This is a genomic window from Phaeovulum vinaykumarii (assembly GCF_900156695.1).
Taxonomy (GTDB): Bacteria; Pseudomonadota; Alphaproteobacteria; order Rhodobacterales; family Rhodobacteraceae; genus Bieblia_A; species Bieblia_A vinaykumarii.
Window position 1 is genome coordinate 49,103 of record NZ_FTOM01000009.1, and the last position, 20,281, is coordinate 69,383.

Below are 20,281 nucleotides of genomic sequence, written 5' to 3' on the forward strand. Positions count from 1 at the left end.
CATCTTTCCGGTCTGGCACGCCAAGACTTCACCCCGCGCGGCAAGCGCGGGCTTTTCGTCGTGAGGTAATGTCATGAACCACGCCCTTATCCTGAACCGCGCCGCCGCGCCCGCATGGTCGGGCTCGAACACCGGCATGGTCTTCATGGCCCTTGCCATGCTACTGCTTCCGGCCGGCGATACCTTCGCCAAGATCCTGACCGGCGTCATGGGGCCGGTCGAAGTGACGATGTGGCGCCTGCTTGCCCAAGGGCTCTGCCTGCTGCCAATCGTGGTCCTGCTGCGCCGCAGGCTTCGCGGCGCGATGTTTTCGCCGGTCGTCGCGCTCTCAGGTCTGCTGGTCATGATCACGCTGACGAGCCTCGTGACGGCGTTCTCGGTGATGCCGATCGCAACGGCCATCGCGATCTTCTTCGCTGAGCCGCTGATCCTGACTCTGCTGGCAGGTCCGCTGCTGGGCGAGGTCGCGGGGCCGCGCCGCTACGCCGCCGTGGGCGTCGGGCTGGTGGGCGCGCTGATCGTGATCCGGCCGGGCTTTTCCGAGTTTGGTCTGGCGACGCTGCTGCCGCTCGTCGCCGCCACGGCCTATGCGCTCAACATGATCGTGTTGCGCCGTGCCTGCGCGACACGCTCTGGTCTCACGGTGCAATGCGGGGCGACGGTCTATGCCGCGCTTGGCATGGTCGGTGTCGTGTGCGCTCTCAGCGCCGCCGATGTCGTCGAACTGGCTCCCCTGACGCGGCCCGCATGGACATGGGGCGCGATCCTTGGCTGCGGGGCGTTCGCTGCGGCGAGCTTCGTGCTGATTGCCGAGGCGTTTCGCCATGCCGAGGCGACGGCGCTGGCGCCGTTCCAGTATCTGGAGATCGTCGGAGCGACGGCAGCCGGGTTCCTCGTGTTCTCGGAGTTCCCGGATGGGCTCACTTGGCTGGGCGTCGCGATCATCCTTGGCTCGGGCGCTTACATCGTCCACCGGGAACGGCAGCGCGATGCCCGCGTCCCGCGCCGGCGGCGTGGCGGGCGCTGACCCCGTGGCCGGGCGGCTGACCGCCGCCCGCGCCGCTACAGGACGAAGAATGCCACCGTCATCGACGCCCCGACCAACGTGATGAACCCGCGCAACAGATCGGTGCGCACGATCCGGCGGCTTAGCCGAGCGCCGGCATAGCCGCCCGCCATCGCGCTTGCCGCCATGACGGTGGCCTGCTCCCAGACGATCAGCCCGGCCCAGACGAAGGCGGCGGCCGAAACCAGAGACAGCAAGGCAGACAGCACGTTCTTCAATCCGTTCATGCCGTGCAGGTCCACATGCCCCAACAGGCCGAACGTGGCCAGCAGCATGATCCCGAGGCCACCGTTGAAATACCCGCCATAGACCGAAACGGCGAGGATCGCGGTGCCGGACAGCACGGGGCCGGCAACACCCGTCCCGCGACGGCGCAAGATCTTCAGCAACATCGGACCAGCCGCGAATAGCGCGGTCGCAAGCAACAGAAGCCACGGCACGATCCAGAGGAAGGTCTCGCCCGGCGTCACGATCAGCAGGAGCGCGCCGAGGATGCTGCCAAAGGCCGCAAGGCCGAGGATGGCCGCAAACCCCAGCGTCCCCTCGGCGCGCATGTCGCCGCGGAAGCCCCATGCGCTGCTGAGGTATCCGGGCAACGCGCTCAGTGTTGCGGTTGCGTTCGCGGCGACGGGCGGCACGCCGACATAGATCAGCGCCGGCAGGCTCAGGAAGGTCCCGCCGCCCGCCACGGCATTGAGGAGGCCCGCCGCCGTCCCGGCAAGGCAGAGCAAGAGAAGGTCGGTCATCATGGCGCAAGCTCCGTTTCTGGTGTGCGCCGGTCCTTGCGCTTTTCTCGATTGGTCTGCAAATTGGTCCGCAAAGGAGAGTTCCATGCCGAGACGGTCTGCCGCGGACATCTATCCCGAAATACTCGAGGTGCTGAACGATCTGGCACCGGGAGAGAGATTTCCGGCCGAACGCGATCTTGTGAAAATACTCGCCTGCTCGCGGCAGACCCTTCGGTCGTGCCTCACGATGCTGGAAAAAGATGGCGCAATCTGGCGCCATGTCGGTCAGGGCACCTTTCGCGGACCGCGGCCGCGTCACCTTCCCATGCGCGATACGCTCTTGATCGAGGGCGCGACCCCGCCCGATGTCATGCAGGCCCGCATGCTGCTGGAGCCGATGGTCGCTGCCGAGGCGGCGCGTCTTGCGGATGCCAGCGATGTTGCGCTGTTGCGCGAGAAGGTCGGCGCGGGCCGCAGGGCCCGCGACCGGGCCGACTGCGAACAGGCAGACGACGTGTTCCACCGCGCGCTGGCGCAGATTTCCGGCAACCCGATCCTGGTCGGCTTTCTAAACTACCTCTCGGGTGTGCGCCGTCGGGTCGCCTGGCAGCGGGAATGGGAACGCACCTACCGACGTATCGGAACGCAGGCGTTTCAAACCCTGCACAGCGATCAGCATGAACGCATCGTCGATGCGATCGAACAGCAGGATCCGGAAGGTGCGTCCGCGTTCATGACAGAGCACCTTGAAACCATTAGGGCGGACATGTCGGAAACTGGCTGATTGGAACGAATACGTCGGTAGGTTTACGTCTTGTGGTCGGATCTATCGGCAGCTGCTCCGCCGGTTCTACGGCAGAATGCGAAAATGCGAGACCGAAACATGAACATCAGCTGCACACGACGTCGTTCAACTCACTGAAAAACAATAAAATCATCACCATCCATTACTGGACCAACCTTTTCGCCCTTTCCGCCATCCTTACTAGCTGGGCGCTGGCGGTTTTTGCTGCCGCTTGCACAGCCGCTGGACTCTGTACTACGCCTCGCCCGATCGCTTCCCCCGTGGTCAGCGCACCGATCCGCGACCTACCCTTAACGCCGGCCGTGTTGAAGAGCCCTCGCACGACCCCGCTCGACCCAGCGACGACCGCGGGCGCGGCCGCCACCATCAGGTTGCCCGAGATGCCGCGAACGATCAGGGGTGTTGCTGCCACAAACCCCTTGGCTAGGAAAACCATGACGAAGAACGGCACGAGCGATCCGATGTTGGTTGCCGAGTTCGGATCACCGAGCTGCGCGAGAAGCGAATTCGCCATGCCGACGACGGTCGAAAACATGGCTGCGATGACGATGGGGTAGAAGGCATAGCTGACCGTCGTCGAGACCCACCTATGGAAGAAATCTTTGGTCGCGTCGAAGAGCGACAATGCGATCATGATCGGAGCAAGGCCGAGCATGAGGGTCAGCATCATCTTGGCGAATATGAGGACGATGCCGGTCATGAAGCCAAGGAGGCTGAGGAGCACCAGGCCGATCCCACCTAGGATCGCGCCTGTCATCCAGTTCAGATTGCTGCCGATCGCGTTCAGATATGTCGCGAAGCGCTCGATCAGGTTGTCGAACTCTCCCGCGAAATGGGTTGCGCCTGCGCCACCCCCGCCGACGGACGACACCAGCGCGCCCGCTACATAGTCGAGCCCTCCGATGACGGCATTCGCAACCGCATTAAAGTTGGCCCAGTTGAAGGCGAAGAGGCCTATCAGTGTGAGCTTGATCAGGTACCAGAAGAAACTTGCCCCATCCATGCTGCGGAACTGGAATGCCATGTTGATGCAGACGCCGATTAGCGAAAGCGTGACCATCAGCAGGACGATCGTGCCGGTATTGCTTGCCACGGCCCCGAACTGGGACTCAGCCGCATCGACAAGGAACGCGTCTGCCGTTCCGACCATCCAGCTGACGACGCCCATTACCAGTTGCCTTGAGCTTCACAGAGGTCCTGTACTGCGTAGCGCAGATCATTGCGCTGCTGCCTGATGTTCCGCTGCGCTGCTGTGTGTTCTGCAGCTGAGGCCATGAGGTACCTTTCGTTGAATGCTTCCGAGGCACCTTCCCAGGATGGAAAGCGGATATCGCAGTTGCAGCTACCTGTTTCGACGATCTGTTCCCATGCTCGCAGTTCGTAAAGGTCCATCAGCGTCAGCGCCTTGTAGGCTTCCCGCGGATTGATTTCGTCCATCCAGGTCGGTCGCGCCGGACGATCGTTGCAGATCCGGTATTGTTGAGGCGACATATCCACTGTGAGATCGTTTGAAACCTGAGGCGAAGTCTGCGCCACAAGTGGGCCCGCAAGGGCGGCAAGCGTGACTGCGAGGATTGGTTTTCGCATCTGGGGGGGTCCTTTTTTACTCAGCGGCAACGGAGGGGCTCTTGTTGCCTCTGCCGTCGACCGTGTCGAGGTTCAAATCTGTGGTTTGACCCGGCAGGAAGAACTCGGTGATTCCGCGCGCGCCTTCATGGCGGCCTGCCTGAATGATCACGTCGATCGAGCCCTCAATATAATCGATCATGTCGGCATAGGTCATCGGCACATCCGTTTTCAGGGCGGCGATGGCGAGGCGGCGAACAGCAAGTTGTGGGGTCTCGGCATGCAGCGTAGTCAGCGATCCACCGTGGCCGGTGTTGATTGCCTCGAGAAACGTCATCGCCTCGCGCCCGCGGACTTCGCCCAGGACGATCCGGTCGGGTCGCATGCGAAGCGTTGAGGCCAAAAGCACATCGGCACTTCGGACATCCGTGTCCCGGTCCGCGATCAACGTCACGACATTGGGCTGCTCGGGGCGCAGCTCGGCCGCCTCCTCGATGGTGATGATCCGCTCTTCGGGCGGGATCAGCGAAAGGATCTTGCGCGCCGCAACCGTCTTGCCGGTCGACGTGCCACCCGAGACGATCATGTTGAGCTTGTTCTCGACGCAGAAGCGCAGCGCGGCGCCGATGTCGCCGGATGTCACCACATCGCGCAGCGCGGCGTTACGTTCGCGGCGCAGACCCTCAAGGCTGCGTTCCTTGCCGAAAAGGAATCCGAGTTTGACCTTCTCAAGCGGCAGGGAGGAGAAAAACCTAAGAGAAATCGAGAAACCGCCCTCGACTGCCGGCGGCTGGATCACCTGCGCGCGGATTGGGCGATCTCGATATAGGATCGAGACCGAGACGATAGGCTTCTTCGTGCTGAGCGTCGTCGAGGCGGCGGAGGCGATCTGGTTGCCGAGGTCCTTGATCTCGGTTTGGGTCAGCGGCGTGCCGAGGCCTCGCATGAAGTGATCGCCCTGGAATTCGCCCCAGACTTGTCCGTCGGGATTGATGCAGATCTCGATCGTGTCGTCGCGCAGGACCTCGGGGCCGAAACGGTCGAGCGACGCTTCCAGATAACTTGCAGCCATGTCAGAAAATCTCGAGGTCACGATCAACCATGACCGTGATCCGTGTACCCTGATCGACATGTATCACTGGCCGGATCGCCAGATAGTCCTGCATCACGCTTTGCGTGCTATCGCGCAGGTCGGTGCCGACATCATTCGCAACATCGGCTGCCGCCTCGCTGTCGATTTGACCCGCTGCAGCCGCAGGCAGGGCGCCGATCAAGGAGATCAGCGCGGCGGAGCCGAAGCGTTGCGCGAAACGGGTGTCGACAAACCCCGTGGTGCCAGTACGGCCGAGTTCGTCTCCACCGAAGGCGCTGATCTGCACGGTCTGATTATCGGGCAAGATGATCCGGTCCCATGCCACCATGACGCGCGATTGGGCGAGTGCGACATCGGAGCGGTAGCGCCCGATCAGCCGCGCGCCGCGCGGGATCAGGATACGCGTTCCATCGAAAGAATGGACGTCTTCCGAGACGATGGCGCGGATCGCGCCGGGCAGTGTGCTGTCGAGGGCCGTCTCTGTCACAGCCTGAATCATGGTGCCCTGAACAACCGTGTTCGATGGGTTCGCGATCACTTCGGCACGTGTCACCTGCGCAGGTTGTGCGCCCGAACGAACAAAGGCTTCATCTGCATTCAGGCGTGCGGCTTCCAGCGTGTTCTCCCTATCCGCACCCGCGCCCATCCCGGAGAAGGCGATCATAGGAGACGCGATACGCTCTGCGCGGGCCTCAGCTTCAGCAGCGCGCCGCCTTTCGAGTTCGGCCAGCCGCAATTCTTCTTCACTTGGTCCCAATGAGGTCGGCTCTGGTGGTGCAAGCCGTGCAAGTTCCAAGTCCATGCGGAGCTGATCCAATTCGCGATCCCGCTCGGTCAGCTGCCGCTCGAGGGCACGCTGCGCCTCGGCGGATGCTTCCTGTAAGGTGGCAACTTGCGCCGTCAGGTCCGCAATCGCCTGCTCCGCCCCGCTGTCCGCGGCCTCGGCCGGTCTTGCGCGCAGGTCCTCGAGTTCCGCTCTCAATGTCGCAAGACTTTCCATCAGCGCGAGTTCCGACTCGCTCGGACCTGTGTCAGCAGGCGGGGCTTGGCTGGGCTCCGGGGCAGAAATCGGCGCCAGATCTCCGAATCCGGGGCCGCTGGTCTGGAACTCTTCCGGCGCGGCGGTCGCCATTGGTGCTTCTGCCGACGGCTGTAGCGCAGCCCACGCCAGACCACCTGCTGCCGCGATGCCGACGACCCCAAGGATCGCGGCAAGCGGTGCAGGCCGCTTGTTTGCCTTCGCTTTGCCTGTCGATCCTTCGAGAGCCGCGAGGCGCGCGGCGAGGTCTTCCGTACCTTCGGTCATAATGTGGCCTGTCCCGCTTCCTGGACGCAAACCACATCTTCGCCAAGGCGAAGGACCCATTGTCGGTTGACGCCAGACACGCGGATGACGCCGTCACTCAAGGCCTGGCTGTTCACCGCGCGTTCCCTGCCGTTCGAATATCGGAAGATGGCGGGCACCGGCGCGTTCCGTGCGAACCGGAAATACGTGAAGGTACCATCATCCCAGATGGCCGTCGGCGTGAACTCTCCTCGGGCGCTGACCGCATAGTTCGCATTCGGCGCATCGGCCGCAACCGCCCTGGTGGGTTGCACGCGGTTTTCAGGGTAGCGGAACTGTACGACATAATGCGGCGTCTCCCGGGCTTCGACGACATGGAAGTAGTAGGAGCGACGGTTGGTGTAGACGGTGATGTTGGTGGCGACGCCAGATGCTGTTGGCTTGATGGCGAAGGCACGGCCACCCGGGACACCGTCGAATTGAAACCCGACCGTATCGCCGGCGATGATCGAGCGGATGGTTTCACCCTCACCGAATTCGACTGTGGTGACGCGGGTCAGAGTCGTGACGACACGGTAAACTTGGCCTTCAGTCCAGGTCGCGACGCGCACGCGATTGTCATGAGAACCTGGACGGGGCGTAGTTTCGGCCAAAGCAGTCGTTCCCGCGAACGCGAGAATACTGGCGGCCAGCAGCGCAGAGATTGGAGTGCGGGTCATTCAGAACGGTCCGATCGGATAGCATATTGGGTGACGGTGAATCCGAAAGGGTTTTGCCAGACATCGTCGATCGCGCGGGTCCGCTCGGGCCGGAATTCGTACATCAACGTGGCAGTGAACGATCCATCCTGTACCCCCTGAGGGCTGGTCAGGCGCTTTCTGAGCCGCACCTGGGCGCGGTTCTCGCCAATAAGGGTGATCGATGCGATCTCAACGGCCATCTCGGCCGCAGCCCCGTAACGCGTCGGCGGATAGCTCTCCTGACCCGATGTCCACATCGCGCGCATGTTGGCCTCGGCCGACCCGGAAGACTGTGCGAGGACACGGTGGACACGAAGATCGTTGTCGAGCTGGTTGTAGGTCTCGCGGTCGAGAATGTAGCGGTAGATTTGCGCTTCGATCACGGCAGGCCGTTCGGAAAGCGACACGGTTTCAACCGTGGCATTGGGGAGCGCCATCCCGGTCGCGGGATCGTAGGGCACAACCACGGGAGGCGGCGTTTCGATCATCAGCGCGACAGCCGCAGCCGTCAAACAGCCGAATACGCCAAAGCCCGCCCCGGAAAGGCCGATCACTCGCCAAAGCTGTTCACGGCGCAGGGCACCGTAAACAAGTTCCTCTTCCACGAGTTCGCGCGCAGTCATCACGCCTGCCCCACTCATGGCTCAAGATCCGGCAAGGTGAAGTCCATGTAGCGGCGCTCTTCGGCGACGGTGGCGGCATCAACCACGCCTGCATTGCCTGCGCCGAGGGTCTGGATCGCTTCCAGCTCCCACATCCGGGTCATGGCGATGGCGAGTTCCGCCGTGACGCGTGTGTTATGATCCATCGAGGCTTTGAGATCTTCCATGTCCGGGATCATCTCGACCAGACGTTCCACCCGTTCGAGCGACTGTTCCGCCTCTGCGTGGCTGTTCTGCGCCGCCGCCGACATCACAGCACCTGTGGTTGCCCGCGTGGCCACGCCTTCGGCGCCCGGATTGCCGCTGGTGGCGATTTCGCGGAGAGAATCCTCGTCGAACCCGGCACTTGCCAGCGCCTGTTCCATCTGCGTGCGCATGGGCCCGGCATTGGGCCCGATGAGCGCGCTCCAATCGCCCGCCTGGATGCCGCGGATCAGGCCGGGGATGTCTTCGAAGTTGGCCTCAAGCAAGGTGTCGAGGTCCCCGCCCATGGCAAGCCCGAGGATGCTGCGCGGCCCGGTGAGCGAGGCATACATCTCGTTCAGCTGATCGAGCTGGCTTTGCAGCATGTCCAGTTGCTCCAACGCATTGTCCAGAAGATCGGTCTGGATCCCGAAATCCTGCAGCATCTGTTGAAGCTGGCGGATTTCCTGAGCAATGTTCTGAGTGTCCACCGTGGGCACACCCTGTGCCGCGACAGGTCCGGTGACATTGAGGGTGAGCGCGAGAGCAATGCTACCGGCGAAAAGGGAACGGGGCAGGCGCAGGTTCAACGCAAATCCTCCTGACTGAAATCCATGAATTGCCGCTCGGCAGCCTGGGCCGCCGCCAAGGCGATCTGCTCGGCACTGAGTGGCTCGGTTCGGGCGGCCTTGATCCGGGTCCGGATTGCGACCAGCCGGGCCAGTTCGGCCCGGGCATAGGTGTTGAGCACGATGGCCTCGTGGAGATCCTCGGTCTCACCGATGCGGGTGATGATGTCCTGAACCCGCAGGGCGGCGGCACGGACCGAAACCAGCGAATAATCGCCATAGACCCCGGCGCCATGGGCCGAGAGGCTGAAACTCGCGTTGGCGAGGAGCACAGGGTCGATGGTGCCGAGCGCATCGATGCCGCCTACGCCCGCGAGGTAGCTGTTGTACTGCTGCGGGATCACCACGACATAATGCTGGGTTTCCGCGAAGGGTGGCACACCGCCATAATCCTGCACATTGCCCGGCCCGGCGTTATAGGCGGCGAGCGCATGGATAATGTTGCCATCGAACATGTTCAGCATTTGTGCGAGGTATCGCGCACCGCCGGTGACCTGCAGATAGGGATCGTCGTAATAGGCCGGGTAGATCCCGAGATCGCCCGCGGTACCGGGCATGATCTGGGTAAGTCCGAAGGCACCCACGGGTGAGCGTGCCCCGATCTGGAAACGGCTTTCCTGCCAGATCAGCGCCTGCAAGAGACAGCGCCATTGCACGAGCGAAAGACCTGCGCGGCCGACCCCGGACAGACTATGGGTGTCGCGTGCTGCGCGGATGATCAGCTCCTCGATCCCCTCCCTGGCATCGCCGAACATCCGCGCTGCCGCTGGATTGGTGTCCTCGGGTGCATAAAGACTGGCGGCCGCGCTTTCGACGTCGTCTACCGCCCCCTGCCCCGCCTCGAGCCCCGCCACGGTTCCGGCCACGTCTCCAGCGCCAAGCGACATGGCATCCATCAGCCCTTCGAGGGAGGCGAGTTGCTGGCGCTCGATTTCGGCCAGTTCCTCCTCGCGGCTTAGCCGGTCCTGCTGCAGTGCCAGGTCCCGATCGGTCTGCTCAAGGATGGCCTGCCGCTCTGCGAAGAGGCGCAGATCGAAGGTCGGCACGCCTTGGGCGACCGCTGGCCCCGCCGTGGGACCTGCCAGTGCAAAGCCGATCATCGAGAGAGGAAGCCAGGTCCGCATTGGCTCAGCCGCCCGCCCCCAAGAGGACGAAATCGCAGGCCGTGTCGCGGCGCGTGACCTCCGCCCCCATGGTCGAGATCGTGGCGGTGGCGGTTCCTGCCTGCGCAGGAGCCTCGCGAAAATTGAAGCAGTTGGCTTGCGGGGGGTTATGCTGCGCACAGGCTGTCAGGGTCAGGCCGAGCCCGAGCAGCACGACGCTGCGAATGATGGTACGGGTCATGTCACTCTCCAGAAATCAGGACGTTCGCGATAATCGGCGCCGACAAGCGCTTCGCCCTTCTCCATTCCGCCAAGGATGGTCACGAGCGGGCCGAGCGCGCTGAGATCGGCATCGATCACGACGGAACCACGGTCGTCGCGTACAAGCGCGAGCCGCGAGGCCGAGCCGACGCCCAGAAGCACGTCGAGCTCTTTCTCGGTCAGGCCGAGCATCGCGTAGTCAGCGGCGGAAGCACGAATGTTGGGCAAGAGCACCTGCGTCGGCACCGCTTCCACGATGGTCTTGCCGGTGCGCGTGCGCTCGAGCTGGCTGGCATATTGGGTCATCATCACGACGACGGCGTTCTGCTTGCGGGCGGTCACCAGCCAGTTTGAGAGCCGCTCTGCGAAGTAGGCGTTGTCGAGGGCTTTCCATGCCTCGTCGATGACGATGATGGTGGGCTTGCGGTCCTCGATCACCCGTTCGACCCGACGGAAGAGGTAGGACAGGACCGCCATGCGTTCCCGCTCGCTCTCGGAATCGAGGATGCCGGTGAGGTCAAAGCCCGCGACGTCTCCGTCGATGCTGAAACTGTCCTCGGCATTGGCCCCGAAGATCCAGCCGTAGCGACCCCCGGCCGTCCATTCCTGCATACGCTCGAAGAGATCGCCTTCGTCATCGGTCGAGACCAGCAGCGAGGCGAAATCCGACCAGTTCCGCAGCCCCGCATGTCCTGCGCTCGCGTTCTGGCGCACGACCTCCTGCAGTCGGTTGGTCTGAACCGGGGTTAGCGGTCGATCGCGGCGCTCGAGGAGGCTTGCAAGCCAGTCGGCAAGCCAGGCCTGCCCGCGGGCGTCGATCTCGGTCTGGAGCGGATTGAGGCCCGTGGGGCGCCCCGCCCGCACGGTCGAATAGCTGCCGCCGAGCGCGCGGACGGCCATCTCCATGCCCGCGCGATAGTCGAATACGAAGACCCGCGCACCTGCCCGCCGTGCCATGGTCATCAGGAAAGCCGCCAGGACGGATTTGCCGGAGCCGGGACGGCCGAGGATCAGCGTGTGCCCACCTGTGGGCTCGCGATCTGGCGCGCCCTGTTCGTGGAAGTTGAAGCGAAAACCGCTGCGCTCTGGCGTCGGGAAGAGTGTGATCGGCACGCCCCAGGGCACTTCCCGCCCTGTCTTTCCGAGCGGGGTGCGGTGGAAGGTAGCGAGATCGGCGAAGTTGTGGTTCGTGATTGCGGCCTTGCGGCTGCGCGCCCCTGTGTTCCCGGGATGCTGCGCCATGAAATGCGCCCGTGCCCCGAAGGCTTCCGAGATCAGGTTGATGCCGGAGGTGGCGGAGATGTTGCGGATTTCGGCCGCGATGTCGTCAAGCGCCGTCTGGGTGCGGGCATAGACGGCCACGGTCATGTGGTGCTCGCCGAAGATCAGGCGTTTGGATTCCAGATCGTCCTGCGCGAGTTCCAGTTCCTGGGCGAGACTGACGGCTCCGTCATTGGCGGCCTGCATTAGCCGCAGCTGCCGCTTGATCCGGCCCGCCATGATGTTGGCGTTGATCGGCACAAAAGAGTGCGTGACCACCATGTCGACGGGCAGATTCAACTCGTCGAGCATCAGGCTATCGGTTTTGGCGGGGTAGTTCTTCACCGCAAAGATCGCCCCGAGCTTGTCGCCGACGGCACCGTCCGAGAGAGCGATGGTCGTGCCGCGGAAGGTGACGCGGGTATTTGCGACGTCCTCGGCGATCACACCGAGGCGCGACCGGGGGAAGAGCGGGTGCTCCTCGCCTGTGTTGAGTGAACCGAGGAAGCCCAGAAGCTCGCCACTGCTGGCGGCCAGCAGGCGGGGCTTCAACTCGTCGAAGGAGGACAGCAGAAACCCCACGACCTCGTCGAGTTTTCGCAAGCGCCGGGTTGTGTCCGCCGCATGTCGGGCGCGGGACGCGCCCAGACCGAAGGGCAAGCGGCTGCCGGTCTCCGGGCGCTTCAATACAGTCAGGGTCAGCGTCTTGTCGCGCAGGCCCGCGCGGCCGAGATGCGCGTGCCATCGTTTGTCGACGGCGGCAGAAAACCCCTCGCCCGGAATGGGCGGCAGGGTCACGTCGACCGCTTTCGAGACCTTGTGCAGGTAGAATGAGAACTCGGTCCCGACCTGCGCGACGATGCCAGCCAGCAACCCTCCGATCCGGTCGAGATGCCCGTCCTCGCTCGTGGTGCTGTTCACCCCTTCGAGGCGGATGCACTGCATCAGTTCGTTGCCGCGTGTCCGGATCGTTCGGTCGTTCACGAGGCTCACATAAGGCAGCATCATTGAGAGCCGCTTCTCGCCCTTGACCCATGCGGGAAGCGCGGTCAGCGGATCGATGGCGTTCTCAACCTCATCGGTAATTCCATCACGGGGCATAGCTGTCGCCTCCGTGCAGCTTGCGGTTCGTCGTGGGCGGGGTTTCCTGCAGGGTGATCACCAGGACATCGAGGAAGTTCGGATCCCAGTCCGCGGCTTTCCAAAGCGCCGGCCAGGCCAGCCCCGCGAACACAGCCACCACCCAGCTCTGCACCCAGAGGAACAGAAGCGTCGAGCCGAAGAGCCAGACCATGGCGTACATGATCGGCAAGCCCATCAGCTTGGGTGGCCTGAGAAGGCCGATGAACACGCGGGACTGGTCAGCCATGGATGGAGCTCAGGTGGTCCAGATGGCGGCGACGATGGTGGGTGCTGCGGCGATGCCCGCGATTGCAACCACGACCCAGAGCGCCTGACGAAAGTCGAGGATGCCAAAGAGCCAGGAAAGGAACACCCCGATCAGTGCGAGTGTGCCAATCACGATTCCCAAGGGACCGGTGATCGCATCGACAATGCCTTGAAGCAGGGTCTGTACCGGCGAGAGGTCGATGCTCTGTGCAAGCGCTGGACCCGCCAGCACGATAAGGGCCATCGCGCCGAGCGCGACGATCGAAGGTCTCGATGTCATGAAAGATCTCCTCTGAGCCGCTCAAACACGGCAGTCACACGGGCCACATGCCCTTGGGTTTCTCGAAAAGGGGGGATGCCGCCGTGGCGTGTGACCGCCTCAGGGCCAGCGTTGTACGCCGCAAGGGCCAGAGAGCCCTCGCCGAACCGGTCGAGCATCATCAGCAAGTATCGGGCTGATCCGTCGAGGTTCTGCGCAATGTCATGTGGGTCCACGCCGAGATCGCGGGCGGTATCCGGCATAAGCTGGCCAAGGCCTATGGCACCGACAGGGCTACGTGCAGCCGGATTGTATGCGCTCTCGACTTCGATATTGGCCCGGTAAAGGAGCGCCCAATCAGTGACTGAAAGCCCTGCGCGACGCAGCGCACCATGCCCAGCATACCGCAGAGCCGTGGTCTCGATCGCATGGAGGATTTCTGGGGTGGCGCGGGCGGCGGATCGAGCCGGGATCGCTGTCTCGCTCGTTGCGTCAGGAACGCGAGGTTCTGCGAAGAGAAAAAGGCGCCCGTTTGCCTCTTGAGAAGTGGAAATCAATTGGCCGTCTGGGCCAACCGAAAAGATGAAACCGTCGGCCAGGGCCGGGGGCGCGGAACAAACGCCTGTACCCAAAGCAACGACGAGCGCAGTCGCGCGGTCAGCTGCCTTTGACCGGAGGCGCGGCGTGGCGCTCGCGGCCACCTTCTTCAAGTGGGATGCTAGCGGTCGTACAGCCCATGTCGGCCAGGAAACTGACAAGGCCAACGATGGTTTTGAAGTCGCGGAGCTTGAGGACGCTTCGGCTGGTGACGAGCATCTTATCGTCACGCCCATCAGTGGCGACGGCGCGGATGACCCACGAGCCGTACCAGCTGTTATGGCGCTTCTCTGCTCTCTCCTTGCAGACCACCTCAATGAGGTAGCCCTCGGCGAGCAAGCCGCGCAGTCCGTCTTCTGTAACCACATTCGGGGCTTCTTCTATCATGGCCTTCCCTTGGGTCCTTGTTCTGCCTGGGTGCAGTATCAGGCCCACGGGGTCGCAACACCGTGAGCGATACAAAACAACATTAGTGATAGCAAGACAATAATAACGTGTTGACGAAGTTCGCCTTGCTCCGATAACGGTGATAGCCGACAGAATGATAATCTTAAAGGCGGCAAAGGAGTTTTGCCCTGCGCTTGTTTATTGCGCGCAACGCACCGTTGCTGTTCGCGTTCCTGCTTGGAAGCATGCCGATAGCCGCGGCAGCAGATTGCGTGCCTCCCGAACGACCGTTCTTGCCTCAGTCGCAAGAAGACATGCGTGCCTATGCCGATCTGCTGCGTGCTGATTTCGAGAGCTACATCGCCGACATCCAGGAGTACTTCCGCTGTCTTGATGCCGAGCGCGCCCGCGCGCTTCAGGAGGCGCGCGAGGTCAGTGAAGACTATGGAAGACTGGTCGAGCTATTGGACTGAGCAAACGCATGGGCTTAACCGCCGTCGAGATCCTCGTAGTAGACGAGCGCGGGCATGTTGCGGCGCTGGTGCACGATACGCAGGATGACTGCCGCGCCATCCGCCGCATCGAGCCGCTTGTAGAAGATCACGTGACGCTGGCAATTGACCGACCGCATCCCCGGGACAAAGAGACTCCTGTCCCGGCCCCGGTCGGGATCGCCAGTGATCCGCTCGAAGGCGGTGACCAACTGGCGGTAATAGACGAGCCATTGGTCCCTGCCCCAAGTTCCGACGGTGTAGGCACGGATCTCTTCAAGGTCGGCTCTGGCCCGACCGGAAAGTCGAATGGTCATGCGGGTCAGCGATCAAACGCATCCGGTTCGAAGGCTTGAGCATCGAACTCGGCGAAATCCCCATTTTCGGCCAGGGTGGCTGCCATCTCGAGGTCGGCCTTTAGGGCGTAGAACTGCCGCGCGCCGTCCTTCTCCATCAGCATCCTCACGCCGGCGCGCACGACTTCGCTCAGATTGGCGTAAGCGCCGGACTCGATCTGCGCCTGCACATATTTCTGCATCGGTTCGGTCAGGTGGACGTTTGGCATCAGACTCTCCTATCCATGCTCAATCGTATCAGATACTGACATAAATCTTCAAGGTCATGTTCGGTCCCAACATAGGCTCGTTGCTCCACCCCGTCCTTCTGCGCCCGGATTCCCGCCGGGGAACCAGGCGAGACAGTTTTCCGTTCTGCCATTCCCGAGACCATGAGCGCTGCGACTCGCCGTGTGACGGGCTCATGCGGCCTGTTCTTCCATGACCGCTTTCGTGGCCGCATTGAAATGCCATATTTGTATTTGGTTACAGATATTTGAGTGAAAGTTAACATGAAAGAGGTCCGCAATTTTGGCCACTTTCAAGACGCCGAAGCAGCCAGAACCGACGTCAGTTCTTGGAAGCCATCAAGCTAGACAAGCGAACAATCGCACGCAACCATCAATCAAATCTCCTTGCTATCATTAATGTTGTTTCGTATCGCTGCACCATTATAGATGGAGTCGGCATCATGAAGCACGTGATCCACGGCGTGGCAACAGCCACGGCAATAAGCATATCCGGACTAATGGCCTCGTCAGCTCCGGCTCAGGCCTATCAGGTGGATTGTGCGATCCTCCTCTGCCTTGCGGGCGGTTGGCCTGCCTCTGCGCCCTGCGCGCATGCCAGAGCGGTCTTCATTCGGCGGATCACGCCATGGCCGATCGAGCCGCCCTTACAAATCTGGCGGTGCCCAATGGGTGTGTCGTTCAAAGACCCCAGTCCAATGTCGCCTATGGAACGCCTTTATGACATCACGTTCCGCGATCCGCCCGAACCGCAGGAATCGACTCCTATGCCCCTTGTCCGCGTCCAAGCGGATGAACAAGCCGACATCGACATCTCGGGCGACGCCTTTGATTTCGTGCGCAGCATACGGGTCTATCACATCCAGTATCGCCAGCACGAAAACCGAGATGGCGACTGCAATCGCAGCGACTCGACGCGATTGGGGTCCTACGGCGTGCAGGGCGACTACCGATGGACAAGATCCACCGTGGGCCAGGTGCCAGCCGCATCTGGCCTGAGCATCCCGAATGGATGTGGCAGCTACTTTTACCGTTCCGTCTTCGTCGACTGGCGTGATCACGCCGGGAACTATGGTTCTGAAGAAGTTCGCTACTGACAAAATCTGCGCGCGGTTTTTACCGCGCGCGTCCTGACAACCCCGCACGGAAGGCTGTGCAAAACCCCCGAAAAGGAGACGACGCCAGACCGTGAAGCCTGACGCCGTGCTAGAAAACTCCGTGAACAAGAGTTTCCTAGCGCACCGCTAAAACACCTGCAACCAGCAAAGTTGTTTTGCTGGCAAGAATGTTGTTGTCTCACGACATGGCGTCGGATCTCCAAGGAGACCTCGACCATGGAACCTACGACCGGCCTGATCCTGCGACGGATCACGCAGACAAATCTCTCTGTTGCAGCGCACAAGCTTGCCACCCTCATCCTCGATGCCATCGCCTGGAAGGATGGCTACAACGGTTTGTCGCGCGGAACGGCAGCCTTCACCCTCTCGGCCCTGGCGGAGAAGATGGGTGTCTCACGGCAGTATCTTGCGGTTCTTCTGAGCGAACTTGAGGCTTCGGAGTTGCAGCTCGAGCGGGCGAAGCCGAATGGCAAGTTCGCGCCCTGGATCTTTCGGTTTTCCGCTTTCGACGAGGAGAGTGAAACCCATGATCTCGTGTCAGGTGAAGGCGACACATCACTATCTAGAGATAATAAAAACAAAACTATCTTCTCAGGGCTGATCGATATCACCACGAGTTCGAACGTTTTTCAGACAAGTTGGGCGGAGCTCATCAAAGCAGCGAAGGCCACGTTGCCCTGCTGGAACATCGACACCCAGGTCATCTGGGATCGCTTCCTTGCCTTCAACCGGTCCCGAGGCAACGGCAGGGTGCCGGCCGGCTTCCTGCTTGGCTTCATGCGCCGATGGCGAAATTCGTGGGGAACTCCAACTCGTCCCGCGGTCAAGCCGCCCGCGAGACCAATAACGGATCCCAAAGAGCGCGAATTGCTGAGACAGATGCAAGCCGCACCAACTGCGAACCGCCAGTTCCACGCGTCCGACTTGTGTCGCTTGATCGGACACGCTGCCTACGAAGCGCGGGTACTCGATGTGATCCGCAAGTTTGGGTGCCAGAGGTTTTCAGCAACCTTGGCGGTGCACGGACGAGCGGTGCTGGAAGGGGAGATATCCCGGTAGCTTCGCTTGCTCGGACTTGGAGTCCATGAAAGCCCCGCTACAGATGTCAAGTTCCGATAGTGAAGTTTATGTTAAAAATGGAAGTATTAGCCAGCTTTCCTTGGCTTTCAGAAAATCCTGACCTGAGTTCCCACTTCTGCCAGAGCAAAAAGTTCAGCAATGTGCTCGTTGTACAGTCCAATACAGCCGTTTGATGATTGCCGACCGATCTTGCGCGTGTCACCGGTTCCGTGCACCCGGTAATACTGCCACGACAGATAAAGTGCGTGTGTTCCAAGCGGGTTGTCAGGACCCGGCGGCCAATAGTCAGGCCATTCGGGGTTACGCTCTTTCATTGATGGAGTGGGCCGCCAACTCGGCCCCTCCACCTTCCTTATAACCTCTGTATATCCTCGGCGGGTCAACTCTTCCGAGGCAGGGACACTCGACGGATAGAGTTTGTAGACACTTTCGTCTTCCGACCAATACTGGACTGCACGCGAGTCGATGTCGCACAAAATTGCACCGTGCTGAAGGTTATCGAAGTGGTCTTGCCAGAGATCCACACTAAAGGACGAAATATTTCTGCGTACCGCCGAGGGCTCCTGCTCCTGAGCACGGAGAAGGGAAGGTGCTGCCAGAAGTCCGATCATAGTTGTCGAAACGAACTGGCGTCGTGTTTTCAGTGTTTTTGTCATATGCCTCGCCTCACTCTTTTGTTGGCTGACGGATACGACCTCTAGTAGCTAGAGGTTCAACTGAAAAACGATGACGTTCTCGTGAGGCAGCGAGTTTACAGGTATCGACGCGTTTCAGCGCAATAATCGCGATACTTGGAGCCGTATTGTTCATGCAGCCATGGCTCTTCCGCGAGCGGGGCAAGGGCCAGCGCGGCAACTCCAACGATGACGATAGGCCAAACCCAAGATGAGGCGAAGAGAAGACCAAAACCTACCAGGATGGCCATGTCGGCAAGGTACTGCGGATGCCGAGAGAAACGGTAGAGACCCGAAGTGATCAGCTCGTCTTTCGCACCGCTGGTGGCTTTCAGTCCAATGCTGAATGCCCCCCACCAGACAATCAGATTTCCGGTTGCGATCAAGAACGGCCCGACCGCCCAACGGAGTGCGTTGGCCATAGAAGCGGATTTCCAATCCAAGATGCCCAAACCGATCACCGCCCCAAACACGGCCAATGTGAGTCCCCATGCAATGTTTGGTATGACTGAATGCTCTCTGTTTGGAGGCCAGATGCGCTTGGACGGGCGGGCGATCGACCAAAGGAGCGCACCAATCAAAACCAGACCGGATAGCAGGCCAACGACCACTAGTATGCCTTGGGCAATCGTCATGAGCGGTGTCCGAACACCTGCGCCTCCTGATGCGCATTGTCGCTCGCTTCGAATTCAAGCGTGGAATGCTCGATTGAGAAACGTTCATGCAGCACCGATTTGACGTTTTCTTTAATCTTGTCGGCCTCACCCATCCGTTCGCGTTCGACGACAATATGGCAGTCCAATGCCGCGGCGTGCTCCTGCATTTGCCACAGGTGGACATGATGCACGTCCACAACGCCATCGACACACTGGATCGCTCTGACCACGTCATTTCCATCAATACCTGGTGGGCTCCCAAGCATCAGGGTTCGAATTGGGCCCCCTATTTCGGTGAAGGACAGATACAGGATGTAGAGCGCGATGCCGATAGTGATGGCCGGATCAACCCAACGCATATCATAGAGTATTATGAGCGTCCCGCCGACTATGACGGCCACTGAAGCCAACGCATCCGAAAGGTTGTGGAGAAAAAGCGCACGGATGTTCACGCTCCCCTTCTGCATCGAATAGGTAAGCATTGCGGTCAGCGTGTCGACCACAAGCGCGATTCCACCGAGAATGACTACGGTCCACCCCATGACTTCGGGTGGATCAATCATGCGCATGCCACCTTCGTAGATCAGATAGAAGCCGATCACGATGAGGGTGGTGTAGTTGATCAGGGCCGCGACGATTTCGACCCGGCCATAGCCGAAGGTCATGCGCTCATCGGCCGGGCGGCGCGCGATCTTGCGTGCGGCAAAGGCAATGACAAGCGAGGCCATATCGGAAAAGTTGTGCAGCGCATCGGCGATCAGTGCCAGGCTGCCCGACAATATGCCCCCGACGATTTGCGCAACGGTAAGAAGCCCGTTCGCCCAGATCGCGATGGCAACCCGCCGATCGCCAGAATCCGGATCGATATGCGCGTGCCCGTGGTCATGTGGCATTGGCAGGCTCCTCATGCGCGTGTGTCGCGCGTCGGTCAGTCTTGAGGCGGTCGCTGCGGAAACCACGAACGCGCGCATTCATCCAGTGGCGTATGATATGACGGTAAAGGGCACCACGCAGCCATCCAAAGGATTGCTCATGGGAAAAATAGAAGGCGTCCGGCGTATCAAACACGCCGAAATCCTGCACGATGCCGGTTTTCTGAATGTAGGTATCTTCTCCGTTCCAGGCGACGGGAGGCGCGCCAAGGCAATCCGTGCCCGCGCCATAACCGCAGAGACTTTCTGTGTCCGAGAATGACGTTTGCAGGACATCGAGGAAAGCGTCATCCAGGATGAAGCCTTCAAGGTTGATCCAGGCACCTTGAAATTCGATCTCGACCCATGAGTGGAGAATTTCCTGCGGAGCAAGCGGATACACCAGCTCAGGGACAACACCGCGCTGCAAGCCTTTGTGGATCGTAAACCCATGCAACCGGCAACGAATGCCGACACCACGCAGCAGCGCCATCAAGAGCGTGCCTTTGGTATTGCACTGCCCATAGCCGTCGGAAAGCACTTCGGATGCGGGGATGTCGTCAGCTCGATTGTATCCGAACGCGATTTCATTCCGAACGAAATCATAGGCAGCTCCGATCCGATCGTATTCGGATAAGCCGCGCCAGCTGCGGTTCTCAATTAGACGCGCAAGAGGCGCGGCATCAAAATCCAGTAGTTTGGTGGGTACAAGTAGGGGGTCGATCATCTGCAACGGGTCGCTCCTCGAATCGTCT

Annotated in this window: 26 protein-coding genes; 5 read left to right on the top strand and 21 right to left on the bottom strand. The window is 61.1% G+C overall.

Features of this window, described 5'->3' with window-relative positions:
* The first annotated feature begins 73 nt into the window (after positions 1 to 73).
* Entirely contained in the window at positions 74 to 1,027 is a 954-nt protein-coding gene (locus BW949_RS14455) for a DMT family transporter (RefSeq protein WP_076367336.1), read from the top strand.
* 35 nt (positions 1,028 to 1,062) lie between these two features.
* Here BW949_RS14455 and BW949_RS14460 read toward each other — a convergent pair whose 3' ends face one another.
* Positions 1,063 to 1,815, bottom strand: coding sequence for a sulfite exporter TauE/SafE family protein (locus tag BW949_RS14460; protein ID WP_407947270.1), 753 nt, complete (start codon positions 1,813 to 1,815; stop codon positions 1,063 to 1,065).
* Between the two features lie 82 nt (positions 1,816 to 1,897).
* Between BW949_RS14460 and BW949_RS14465 the strand changes: the two genes are divergently transcribed.
* On the top strand, positions 1,898 to 2,578 hold the full coding sequence (locus BW949_RS14465) for a FadR/GntR family transcriptional regulator (protein WP_076367338.1): 681 nt from the start codon (positions 1,898 to 1,900) through the stop codon (positions 2,576 to 2,578).
* Positions 2,579 to 2,741: 163 nt separating this feature from the next.
* On the opposite strand, the gene BW949_RS14470 is transcribed toward BW949_RS14465, so the two are convergent.
* From BW949_RS14470 to BW949_RS14535, 14 genes are read right to left on the bottom strand one after another with little or no spacing between them, the layout of a single operon-like run.
* Positions 2,742 to 3,767 (bottom strand): TrbL/VirB6 family protein, encoded by a 1,026-nt coding sequence (locus BW949_RS14470; protein WP_076367340.1) that lies wholly within the window; start codon positions 3,765 to 3,767, stop codon positions 2,742 to 2,744.
* Complete coding sequence (locus BW949_RS14475; RefSeq protein ID WP_076367342.1) at positions 3,767 to 4,186, bottom strand: hypothetical protein; 420 nt, start codon at positions 4,184 to 4,186, stop codon at positions 3,767 to 3,769. The genes BW949_RS14470 and BW949_RS14475 overlap by 1 nt, the downstream gene beginning before the upstream one ends.
* A gap of 16 nt (positions 4,187 to 4,202) precedes the next feature.
* Positions 4,203 to 5,237, bottom strand: a complete 1,035-nt coding sequence (locus BW949_RS14480) for an ATPase, T2SS/T4P/T4SS family (RefSeq protein ID WP_076367344.1) — start codon at positions 5,235 to 5,237, stop codon at positions 4,203 to 4,205.
* Position 5,238: 1 nt separating this feature from the next.
* Positions 5,239 to 6,564, bottom strand: a complete 1,326-nt coding sequence (locus BW949_RS14485; protein ID WP_076367346.1) for a TraB/TrbI/VirB10 family type IV secretion system protein — start codon at positions 6,562 to 6,564, stop codon at positions 5,239 to 5,241.
* The gene (locus tag BW949_RS14490) at positions 6,561 to 7,262 is read right to left on the bottom strand and encodes a TrbG/VirB9 family P-type conjugative transfer protein (RefSeq protein WP_159440072.1); all 702 of its coding nucleotides are present in this window, start codon (positions 7,260 to 7,262) and stop codon (positions 6,561 to 6,563) included. The genes BW949_RS14485 and BW949_RS14490 overlap by 4 nt, the downstream gene beginning before the upstream one ends.
* Positions 7,259 to 7,906 carry a VirB8 family type IV secretion system protein gene (locus tag BW949_RS14495; RefSeq protein ID WP_076367416.1) on the bottom strand — a complete coding sequence of 216 codons (648 nt, stop codon included), beginning with the start codon at positions 7,904 to 7,906 and terminating at the stop codon, positions 7,259 to 7,261. The genes BW949_RS14490 and BW949_RS14495 overlap by 4 nt, the downstream gene beginning before the upstream one ends.
* Positions 7,907 to 7,920: 14 nt before the next feature.
* Positions 7,921 to 8,718, bottom strand: a complete 798-nt coding sequence (locus BW949_RS14500) for a type IV secretion system protein (RefSeq protein WP_057796681.1) — start codon at positions 8,716 to 8,718, stop codon at positions 7,921 to 7,923.
* Positions 8,715 to 9,881 (bottom strand): lytic transglycosylase domain-containing protein, encoded by a 1,167-nt coding sequence (locus BW949_RS14505; protein ID WP_076367350.1) that lies wholly within the window; start codon positions 9,879 to 9,881, stop codon positions 8,715 to 8,717. The genes BW949_RS14500 and BW949_RS14505 overlap by 4 nt, the downstream gene beginning before the upstream one ends.
* Before the next feature lie 4 nt (positions 9,882 to 9,885).
* The gene (locus tag BW949_RS14510) at positions 9,886 to 10,101 is read right to left on the bottom strand and encodes a hypothetical protein (RefSeq protein ID WP_028095514.1); all 216 of its coding nucleotides are present in this window, start codon (positions 10,099 to 10,101) and stop codon (positions 9,886 to 9,888) included.
* Entirely contained in the window at positions 10,098 to 12,482 is a 2,385-nt protein-coding gene (locus BW949_RS14515) for a VirB4 family type IV secretion/conjugal transfer ATPase (RefSeq protein WP_076367352.1), read from the bottom strand. The genes BW949_RS14510 and BW949_RS14515 overlap by 4 nt, the downstream gene beginning before the upstream one ends.
* A complete protein-coding gene (locus BW949_RS14520; RefSeq protein ID WP_009574151.1) occupies positions 12,472 to 12,750 on the bottom strand; it encodes a VirB3 family type IV secretion system protein in 279 nt (92 codons plus the stop codon). The genes BW949_RS14515 and BW949_RS14520 overlap by 11 nt, the downstream gene beginning before the upstream one ends.
* A gap of 9 nt (positions 12,751 to 12,759) precedes the next feature.
* A complete protein-coding gene (locus tag BW949_RS14525; RefSeq protein WP_054540759.1) occupies positions 12,760 to 13,050 on the bottom strand; it encodes a TrbC/VirB2 family protein in 291 nt (96 codons plus the stop codon).
* Positions 13,047 to 13,730 carry a lytic transglycosylase domain-containing protein gene (locus BW949_RS14530; protein WP_076367354.1) on the bottom strand — a complete coding sequence of 228 codons (684 nt, stop codon included), beginning with the start codon at positions 13,728 to 13,730 and terminating at the stop codon, positions 13,047 to 13,049. The genes BW949_RS14525 and BW949_RS14530 overlap by 4 nt, the downstream gene beginning before the upstream one ends.
* Positions 13,687 to 14,013: a hypothetical protein gene (locus tag BW949_RS14535; protein ID WP_010138156.1), complete on the bottom strand. Its 327-nt coding sequence runs from the start codon at positions 14,011 to 14,013 to the stop codon at positions 13,687 to 13,689. The genes BW949_RS14530 and BW949_RS14535 overlap by 44 nt, the downstream gene beginning before the upstream one ends.
* Before the next feature lie 293 nt (positions 14,014 to 14,306).
* Between BW949_RS14535 and BW949_RS14540 the strand changes: the two genes are divergently transcribed.
* Complete coding sequence (locus tag BW949_RS14540; protein WP_412779716.1) at positions 14,307 to 14,486, top strand: hypothetical protein; 180 nt, start codon at positions 14,307 to 14,309, stop codon at positions 14,484 to 14,486.
* 14 nt (positions 14,487 to 14,500) lie between these two features.
* Here BW949_RS14540 and BW949_RS14545 read toward each other — a convergent pair whose 3' ends face one another.
* Positions 14,501 to 14,821, bottom strand: a complete 321-nt coding sequence (locus BW949_RS14545; RefSeq protein ID WP_076367356.1) for a type II toxin-antitoxin system RelE/ParE family toxin — start codon at positions 14,819 to 14,821, stop codon at positions 14,501 to 14,503.
* Positions 14,822 to 14,826: 5 nt separating this feature from the next.
* Positions 14,827 to 15,069, bottom strand: coding sequence for a type II toxin-antitoxin system ParD family antitoxin (locus BW949_RS14550; RefSeq protein ID WP_008336111.1), 243 nt, complete (start codon positions 15,067 to 15,069; stop codon positions 14,827 to 14,829).
* 518 nt (positions 15,070 to 15,587) lie between these two features.
* Here BW949_RS14550 and BW949_RS14555 point away from each other — a divergent pair.
* On the top strand, positions 15,588 to 16,184 hold the full coding sequence (locus BW949_RS14555) for a hypothetical protein (RefSeq protein WP_102017048.1): 597 nt from the start codon (positions 15,588 to 15,590) through the stop codon (positions 16,182 to 16,184).
* A 237-nt stretch (positions 16,185 to 16,421) separates the two neighbouring features.
* A complete protein-coding gene (locus BW949_RS14560; protein WP_008336115.1) occupies positions 16,422 to 17,264 on the top strand; it encodes a hypothetical protein in 843 nt (280 codons plus the stop codon).
* A 107-nt stretch (positions 17,265 to 17,371) separates the two neighbouring features.
* Here BW949_RS14560 and BW949_RS14565 read toward each other — a convergent pair whose 3' ends face one another.
* The 4 genes from BW949_RS14565 to BW949_RS14580 form a co-directional block, all read right to left on the bottom strand.
* Positions 17,372 to 17,896, bottom strand: coding sequence for a L,D-transpeptidase (locus BW949_RS14565; RefSeq protein WP_235816322.1), 525 nt, complete (start codon positions 17,894 to 17,896; stop codon positions 17,372 to 17,374).
* A 140-nt stretch (positions 17,897 to 18,036) separates the two neighbouring features.
* Positions 18,037 to 18,594: a methyltransferase family protein gene (locus tag BW949_RS14570; RefSeq protein ID WP_076367362.1), complete on the bottom strand. Its 558-nt coding sequence runs from the start codon at positions 18,592 to 18,594 to the stop codon at positions 18,037 to 18,039.
* Positions 18,591 to 19,508: a cation diffusion facilitator family transporter gene (locus tag BW949_RS14575; RefSeq protein ID WP_076367364.1), complete on the bottom strand. Its 918-nt coding sequence runs from the start codon at positions 19,506 to 19,508 to the stop codon at positions 18,591 to 18,593. The genes BW949_RS14570 and BW949_RS14575 overlap by 4 nt, the downstream gene beginning before the upstream one ends.
* Entirely contained in the window at positions 19,498 to 20,253 is a 756-nt protein-coding gene (locus tag BW949_RS14580; RefSeq protein ID WP_071167460.1) for a transglutaminase-like domain-containing protein, read from the bottom strand. The genes BW949_RS14575 and BW949_RS14580 overlap by 11 nt, the downstream gene beginning before the upstream one ends.
* Positions 20,254 to 20,281 lie beyond the last annotated feature (28 nt).